Here is a 7644-nt window from a genome sequence, read left to right as displayed (position 1 = left end):
AGGTAGTTGAATGATAAATGAACTTAAGTCTATGGCTATCTTTGCAGAAGTTATAAAGCATGGCTCATTTAAGAAAGCTGGCAGTTCCTTATCTTTGTCGCCATCGGTCGTTAGTTACCACGTCGCACAATTAGAAAGAAAAACAGGGGTTGCGCTAATTTACCGCTCAACGCGCAGATTAACGCTGACGCACGACGGTGATCTTTTTTATCAGAAAGTCCTCAATATGCTGGAGGCCGCTAGTGATGGCATCCAGCTGTTATCTGGTAATCAAGAACAACCGCAAAGAAAGATTAAGGTCAGTTTACCTACAGCCCTAAGTCGCTCCTTTATAAATGAAAATATCGCACGTTTTGCGAGTCATTATCCTAATATCAAACTGCATATTGATTACTCTGACAGCCGAAAAAACATAATAAAGGATGGCATCGATTTGACTATAAGAGCTGGGGAGCTCGAGGATAGTGACTTTATCGCAAAAAGAATTGGAATGTTAAAAAGAGTGTTAGTTTGCTCTGCTCGACATTATCGACAAATTTCACACCCTGAAAGTATCCAAGATTTAGAAAAATTAACTTGGATTGAGCTAGCTCAATTGTCAAATGAGAGGTTATTTTCACGTTTACACGAACATAAAACTATAACCTTTAGAAGCCAAATAACGGTAAATAGCGTTGAAGCAATATATCAATACTGTCTCTACGGAGCTGGTCTGGCAGTGTTAGCAGAATCCCAAGTAGAAGACGATATTCAAAAAGGACGCCTAATCCATCTACTTCCAGAGTGGCAAGTAATGCCCATTCCTCTTTTCGCCATATGGCCTAAAAACATCACGAGTAAGAGCATTGTCAAACGACTGATTTCTTTCATTAGCGTTGATTCTGTTTGATGTAAAATAATAGACAAATAATTCTTAGTCTCTTACCGTTTCATCGCTGAGTGCAGTCTTATAATACTTGTTTGGTGTGAATCATAGACGTTGATGTGTTGCTTGGTATTGTAGGTCTCGATTAAACAAGACAGGCACTTTATACATGGATTTACAGATAGTAAAAGCTGATTATAAAAATAAAAAACACACTCGAGATATCCCGTTTCTTCTAAACGAATACGCTTGCGATCCTATGGGAGGGGGGCACCGCTAGCAGAATCAACTATGAAAAACTTTTCAACTCACAAAACTAGACAGGCATATTTGCGTACAGTCCGAGAGCAAAAAGAAGCAGTTGCTCAAACTGCGTAACTTAACCATAGTTTGGATCTTATTAAGCGGTATACTTCTGTCTGCAGCTTATGAATTTACCATAGACGCCGCAGCGCCGATTGGCGCGTTTACCATTTTTTCTGCAGGGCTTTATGTTCTGAGCAGACATTCTCAGTTGCTTATTGAATCTGACGAGGGAGTAAAATCCCGCAGGAGATTTTGGCACCCTAACTTGGGTAGAGCGTGCATTTTACTGGGGGGAGTCGCGGGATATGCTGGGCTTTTTATCGGCCTTATAAATAATGGACGGCTAGTGCTCTAGCACTGGTCTAGCATGTTGTCCGAATTTTACTCAGTGAACGCCTAAAGACAAATGCCAACGCCAGTAGTTTAGTAGTTTAGAGTTTAAACAAGACAGGCATGTTTTGCTTATGTTTGGCTATAGAGGGCTAATATATGGCTGGTGCACTTCGTTCCTAATTTTACTTCATGCAATCGCGTCACGCAGCTGTATATTATTTGGGTTAATTCATTGAAAGAAAAAGATTTAATTATTTATGATGGGGTGTGTAACTTCTGTAATGGAGCTGTCGCATTTATTTTGAAGCGCGACAAATTGGAACGCTTTATTTTCTCTCCAATGCAGTCAACTTACGCTCAGGAGGTTATAGAACGCTATAAAGTCGATACAGTAGGTGTTGATACTTTCATGTTGGTTAAAGAGGGGAGAGTCTTTCTGTGGTCAGACGCAGCACTTGAAATCGCCAAAGATTTAAGTGGTTTCTGGTTTTTGTTCGGCATATTTAGAGTTTTACCAAGCACATTTAGAGACCTGTTCTATAAAGCCTTTGCTCGTAATCGCATCAAGCTTTTTGGTGGTACACAGCAATGCCAAATACCCAGTAAAAAGGTACTAAAAAGGTTCAAAGGCCTAGAGTAATCGCTAAAGACATCATGTTACAAATTGGTTTAAGCCTTAAGCTTAAAAGTTGACTAAACTAGTTTAAACAAGACAGGCATCTTTGTGTCTTTGGGTTAGGCATTTGAAAGGATAGTTAAAATGAAAGGCATTTATCGAATTCTTATCGCTCTGGTTCTTCTAATTGCAGCTATTGCATCTTACAGTATGGGAATTCAGTCAGGTGTGTTTCTATTCATCATTTTAGGCCTTGTTCTAGAAGGGGCATTTTGGTTCGGCATGTTTTCAACCAAAAGGCGGAACGAAGCTTAGCGATATGTACCAGCACTTTTAGAATTATAGAAGATAGGCTCTTTATGTAATATTTAATTATGCCTGTCTTGATTAGTTTCTGGAAGCACGAGGAGTCGACGTGGCTAGTTACCCGTGCGTACATATGGCTCAATATGCTAAGTTCCAGTGTGATCAACATCCAGAGCCAAAAGATTGCCATGACGCCACGATAAAATATAACGAAATATTTGATGAGTATTCAATTCCTCATGGGGATGGTGTCAGCCAACTAACAATAAATAATTGCCCATGGTGTGGAACTCAACTTCCTGAAAGCAAGAGAGATTTATGGTTTGATACACTAGAGTCAATAGGTTATGACAATCCGTGGGGGCAGGAAATACCCGAAAAATTTAAATCAAAATCATGGCGAGTACACAACTAACAAATAGCTCAATCCGACCTCCAATGCGTTGTTTGTTTTACGCTGGTGATGAATTTGTTTAAGTTAGATTAAAAGGTGCTTGGGAGCCTGATAACCTGTTTGATCTTCTTGATGCAAAGGAAATGTGGTTAGAAGAATTTGATTCTATTCAGCTTTAGTTTAGTCGTTTTACATTGGAGGTTTCTAGCGAGTGTTTCACTGAGTTAGGCTATGAGAGCTTCGAGTGACCTGCTCATAGTAGTAAATGAAATAAGACAGTCATCTTTATGTTTTAAGCTCTGTTTGCCTGTTTCTGTTATTGAAATAGTCTTTTTAAATGAGAAAGGAATCACCATGCACAGACAGTTACTATTAATAAGTTTAGTGTTGCTCAGCGCCGCTAGTGCTGCCGACGAACTTACTCCTACTAAATCCGGAATGTATGATGTCGGGGGTTTTAAACTCTATTTAGAATGTTATGAAAATGACAAACCAAAGCTAATACTAGAACAAGGTTTTGGTCGCTTTGGCTCTGATGGCGCCTGGGCTAACAATATAGAAGAGCTAACAGGCTCATATAGTATCTGTCTATATGACCGTGCTGGTTTAGGGAAAAGCGAAAAAGGGCCAGTGCCTTTTACAATTAACGATAATGCTAAACGTCTTCACGAACTTTTATCAACGGCTGGAATTTCGCCTCCTTATTACTTCGCAGGCGGTTCATACGCTTCTTATATAATTACCGCGTACAACAACCTTTATCCCGGCGAAGTGCTTGGCGCTGTTTTCATTGCGCCTCCAGCGTTTGGTTATTTTTTTACAATGGGAACTCGGTGGCCCAAGGACTTCGAGACCGACAATGAAGAGTTGAAACGTTACATCGCATTTGAACAAAGTGTTTTAGATCCAATGTTCGAGCGTGTACCGGAAAACGTCGACCATATGAAAAGTTATGAGCAGCTTTCGGCTTCCGACGACTTTGGCTCTAAACCTATTATCGTCATTCGTTCAAAACACACCGAGGAGTCATACGACCCTCCATTTGTCCCAGATGAGATAGCAGCGCGGATGGAACAATTAGAAGAAGGCGCAGAGCACTATTTTAAGTCGCTCTCATCTGATGTCGAAGTAATTTATTCAGAATCAGAAAGGCATCACCTTCACATCTCTGACTCAGAATTAGTTGTTTTAAAAATTAAGACGTTGGCGAAGTAGTAGTGTTTCATAAAGCGCTTTATTCGCTTCCTTATGTCTTTGATACGCTCACACAAGGCAACTTGGCAATCATAGCGCTAGGTTTACGAGGCAAGGCTTTGACGCGTTAATTATCTAAGGAGTAAAAATTGAATCCAGAGGAAAGGAAGAAAAAAACAGAAGCGATTCTTTCTGAACGAAATATTCCGTATATTGATTGGCTTCCGTTAACCGAAGATGAAAGTGAAGTTGACCCGAGAAGTACTCAAGATATAGGTGAGCGCATAATCTGTCTATTTTGCTTGGTAGGGACAGCTTTTAACGAAGGCGATACTTCGTTCATTGAATATTTGAAGGAGTATGATCTTTGAAACTGTTTGTCTGCAGAGGAGACTGACTACTTATCTAACCCAAGCTACGGAAGCCAAGCACAAATAAATGCTAGCTGGCGTCTTGAAGCTCTATATCTACTTGTGTGGGCAGTTGGATTGGTTCCAGAACTACCATTTCCAACTGAGCAAGCGAGTGTAAACGAGTTCATTGGCTCTTTGCCGAGGTTTGATGAAGCGCCAGATTATTTTATACGTTCTCTAAAGCTAAGACCCAAATCTGAAATCATGGATTCTTCCGACCTCACATATCGTTTACATTGGGCTGTGCGGCAGCATGGGGCTTCTCTTGAACTGGATGGTGGGGTTGTTCAAGAGAGACACCATGCTATAAATTGGCTTACTAATTATGACGGTGAAAAATGGGATTGGGTGGCAACAGACACCTAGCAAGTACTTATGATGCTCGCACTGCTCCCTAAGACAATGAAACATGTGAACTGTTGCTTCTTTTCAACTCTTCGTTTTGTGGTATGGCCTAATCGGACTGTTCGTTTTCAGAAGTTTATCACAGAGGTTTTTTATGAATCTTAATGCAACATTTTTGGACCAAGTGCTGTTCATCCTGGCCTTTGTTGTTATTTTTTTACCATCAAATTTGCAAAAGGAAAGACTGACAATATTGGACTAGTGGCTATTTACGCTGTCTTGCTCAATTTCTTCATCCCGCCTGTTGGGTAGTTTTATTGTTATCGATGGGCAAATAAATAACTGTTTAGACGAATTTTGAACTCAACTAACCTAGGGTTATATTTAAACCAATTGAGTATGAAAGGGAATAAACAAGACCGGCATTTTTGTGTTTTTGTGTACAAAGTTATACATTTTGTGCCTGTCTTGCACCCTATTACTAACCCTATTTTATTAAGCAGTTGTATCAAATCACAATATTCGAAGAGCAAAGGTAGATTCTAAAAATGAAGTGCCCAAGAACACAAACCACGCTGAAAAGAGTCACCGTTGGTAAAGTTCCGGTTTTTTTCAGTAAAGCGTGCGGTGGCGTTTTACTAGAAAACCAAACATTAAGTGACTTTGAAAACCCGCAAGAAAAAAGAGGGAATGTGTTGGCAAAGCACCTTAGTCAGTTTCATTACGAGCTCGATTCTTTAAATAAACGGATTTCCTGCCCCAAATGCCCTGATACCATGATGTTGCGCAGGTTTTATAGCCCGCTGCATGCGGTAGAGATAGATGAGTGCCCGGGCTGTGGTGCGATTTGGCTAGACACTGGCGAGCTAGAAAAAATACAGTCATTAATGCTAAATGAAAAAGAACGCGCACTGCTAAGAATAGAGCTAATGAAAAAACATGAAAGGATTGAGGTGAAGGGTATGCCTCATACTCATGATAACTGGAACAAACGCGGAGATAAGGTCGATGCTTTTTTTGATATAGCATCATATATCTCTAACAGTTGGTAGGTTCAACTACTCATAGACATATACTCGTTCTCAAAAAGGGTACTCATTTCGGGGCTGACTTATAATGAAAAGCATACTGTCTCTTGCGCAATATGTTAAAAAACGAAATGGCGTGCCGTTGGGTGCAAGTAATTCAATGAAAAACATGCTTTCACGCTCTTTTGGTGCCTCTTCTTTCCCAGTTTTTTGGCGATATTGGAATCCTATCTGGGGTTACTATTTATCACGTAATGTTATGCGCCCAATTACGAATATCCTGCCTGTTTCTTTAGCTACCCTTGTAACATTCCTTGTTAGCGGTGCTCTTCACGATATCGCAGTATCAATTATAAAGTGGAAAATCGTTTTATTTTTCACGCCGTGGTTTGGGTTAATGGGATTAATAGTCATTTTTTCTAAATGGGCTGGGGTATCGTACGGTCAGGTTAGCTGGCCTGTTCGCGCATTAACTAATGCATCGTTTATTTTAGTCTCGCTAGGTATAACGTACTTTTTGGAAACCTTGTATGCTTAACATCATACAACTAATCAGACATGGAAAGTGAAATGTGGTTTAAAGATATTGAGTTAGAATCTGAGAATATAAAGCTCACCCCGTTAACAATGGAACATGCAGACGCTTTAGTGAACGCAGCAACCGACGGTGAATTGTGGAAACTATGGTTCACCTCTGTACCAAGCGCTGAAATTATTGATGATTATATTACGTCAGCATTAGAGCAGAAAGCCAAAGGGCTATCGTTACCGTTCGTGGTTATAGACAAAGCGAGTGGAGAGGTTATCGGTTCAACACGCTTTTGTAATGCTGACCTCTTAAATCAAAGGGTTGAAATTGGTTACACCTGGTACAGCAAAAGCTATCAGAAAACATCATGTAATACCGAATGTAAGCTACTTCTTCTTACACACGCTTTTGAAAGCCTCGAAGCAATCGCTGTAGAGTTCAGAACGAATTGGCATAACCAGGCTTCACGATCCGCTATTACTCGTTTGGGCGCAAAACAAGACGGTGTGCTTAGGCATCATCAGAGAATGCCTAATGGTGGTTATAGAGATACGGTTGTGTTTTCAATTATTAATACAGAGTGGCTAGCTGTTAAAGAGAACTTAACCTTCAAGCTTTCAATGTATAACTAATGAAGAGTGTAGTGCTGGTATTGTTTCGTTTGTTTAAGGCTATTTAAAAGGAAAATCAATGGAACCCATCAACAAGTTCTGCCCTAGATCTGGCAAACCAGTAAAACCAGATTCGCTGACCGAATATCGTGGCTATATGGTAGGCTTTTGTAATCCTGGATGTAGCAGCGATTTTGCTAAAAACAGCCAAGCAAGCCCAAACGATACTCAATACTTTGATGTGTTAATAAAAGAAAAGTATGGAAAATAAACGCTTAAAAGCTTTCTTCTCGCAAGTACCAAATGGCTTTAAGATGGGACAGAGATTTGACTAAAATTTTAATATTCGGAAATTCCGGTTCTGGCAAATCTACGCTAGCGCGCCGTTTGTGTGAAGGTCACGGTTTAGCGCATTTAGATCTCGATACCCTTGCATGGAAACCCACTAGCCCGCCTGAAAGAAAACCGATTAAAGAGTCGGACCAAGAGATACAGGCTTTTACGGCTTCTAATGAGACTTGGGTAATTGAAGGGTGTTACACAGACTTACTGCAACTTGTAGTAGCGCAGTCTACTGAGATTATATTTATGAATTTATCCGTTGAGTTGTGTATAGCTAACGCGAAATCAAGACCTTGGGAACCCCATAAGTACAAGACTAAACAAGCCCAAGATAATAATTTACCAATGTTGATAGATTGGAT

General features: G+C 40.1%; 10 protein-coding genes and 1 pseudogene. All 11 read left to right on the top strand.

Features of this window, described 5'->3' with window-relative positions; translation table 11 throughout:
* Positions 1–31 precede the first annotated feature (31 nt).
* Positions 32–889 carry a LysR family transcriptional regulator gene (locus KL866_RS07130; protein WP_214994293.1) on the top strand — a complete coding sequence of 286 codons (858 nt, stop codon included), beginning with the start codon at positions 32–34 and terminating at the stop codon, positions 887–889.
* An 847-nt stretch (positions 890–1736) separates the two neighbouring features.
* Complete coding sequence (locus tag KL866_RS07125) at positions 1737–2144, top strand: thiol-disulfide oxidoreductase DCC family protein (protein WP_214994284.1); 408 nt, start codon at positions 1737–1739, stop codon at positions 2142–2144.
* Between the two features lie 120 nt (positions 2145–2264).
* A complete protein-coding gene (locus KL866_RS07120) occupies positions 2265–2435 on the top strand; it encodes a hypothetical protein (RefSeq protein ID WP_214994282.1) in 171 nt (56 codons plus the stop codon).
* A gap of 100 nt (positions 2436–2535) precedes the next feature.
* Positions 2536–2841, top strand: a complete 306-nt coding sequence (locus KL866_RS07115; protein ID WP_311236127.1) for a DUF6980 family protein — start codon at positions 2536–2538, stop codon at positions 2839–2841.
* 333 nt (positions 2842–3174) lie between these two features.
* Positions 3175–4035, top strand: a complete 861-nt coding sequence (locus KL866_RS07110) for an alpha/beta fold hydrolase (RefSeq protein ID WP_214994280.1) — start codon at positions 3175–3177, stop codon at positions 4033–4035.
* A gap of 128 nt (positions 4036–4163) precedes the next feature.
* Positions 4164–4793, top strand: a pseudogene (locus KL866_RS20205) (DUF4272 domain-containing protein).
* Positions 4794–5320: 527 nt separating this feature from the next.
* Positions 5321–5824 carry a zf-TFIIB domain-containing protein gene (locus tag KL866_RS07095; protein ID WP_025255160.1) on the top strand — a complete coding sequence of 168 codons (504 nt, stop codon included), beginning with the start codon at positions 5321–5323 and terminating at the stop codon, positions 5822–5824.
* A 64-nt stretch (positions 5825–5888) separates the two neighbouring features.
* Positions 5889–6338: an MBOAT family O-acyltransferase gene (locus tag KL866_RS07090; protein ID WP_025255161.1), complete on the top strand. Its 450-nt coding sequence runs from the start codon at positions 5889–5891 to the stop codon at positions 6336–6338.
* A gap of 32 nt (positions 6339–6370) precedes the next feature.
* The gene (locus tag KL866_RS07085; protein ID WP_025255162.1) at positions 6371–6961 is read left to right on the top strand and encodes a GNAT family N-acetyltransferase; all 591 of its coding nucleotides are present in this window, start codon (positions 6371–6373) and stop codon (positions 6959–6961) included.
* 58 nt (positions 6962–7019) lie between these two features.
* Positions 7020–7211 carry a hypothetical protein gene (locus KL866_RS07080; protein ID WP_025255163.1) on the top strand — a complete coding sequence of 64 codons (192 nt, stop codon included), beginning with the start codon at positions 7020–7022 and terminating at the stop codon, positions 7209–7211.
* Between the two features lie 56 nt (positions 7212–7267).
* Positions 7268–7644 (top strand): AAA family ATPase (locus KL866_RS07075; protein WP_214994278.1); only part of this gene is annotated, 377 nt, incomplete at its 3' end.

Origin of the sequence: Alteromonas sp. ALT199 (genome assembly GCF_018619335.1) — a bacterium.
Lineage (GTDB): Bacteria > Pseudomonadota > Gammaproteobacteria > Enterobacterales > Alteromonadaceae > Alteromonas.
Note: the sequence above shows the minus strand (reverse complement) of the source record. Positions and strands in the feature narration are given on the sequence as shown.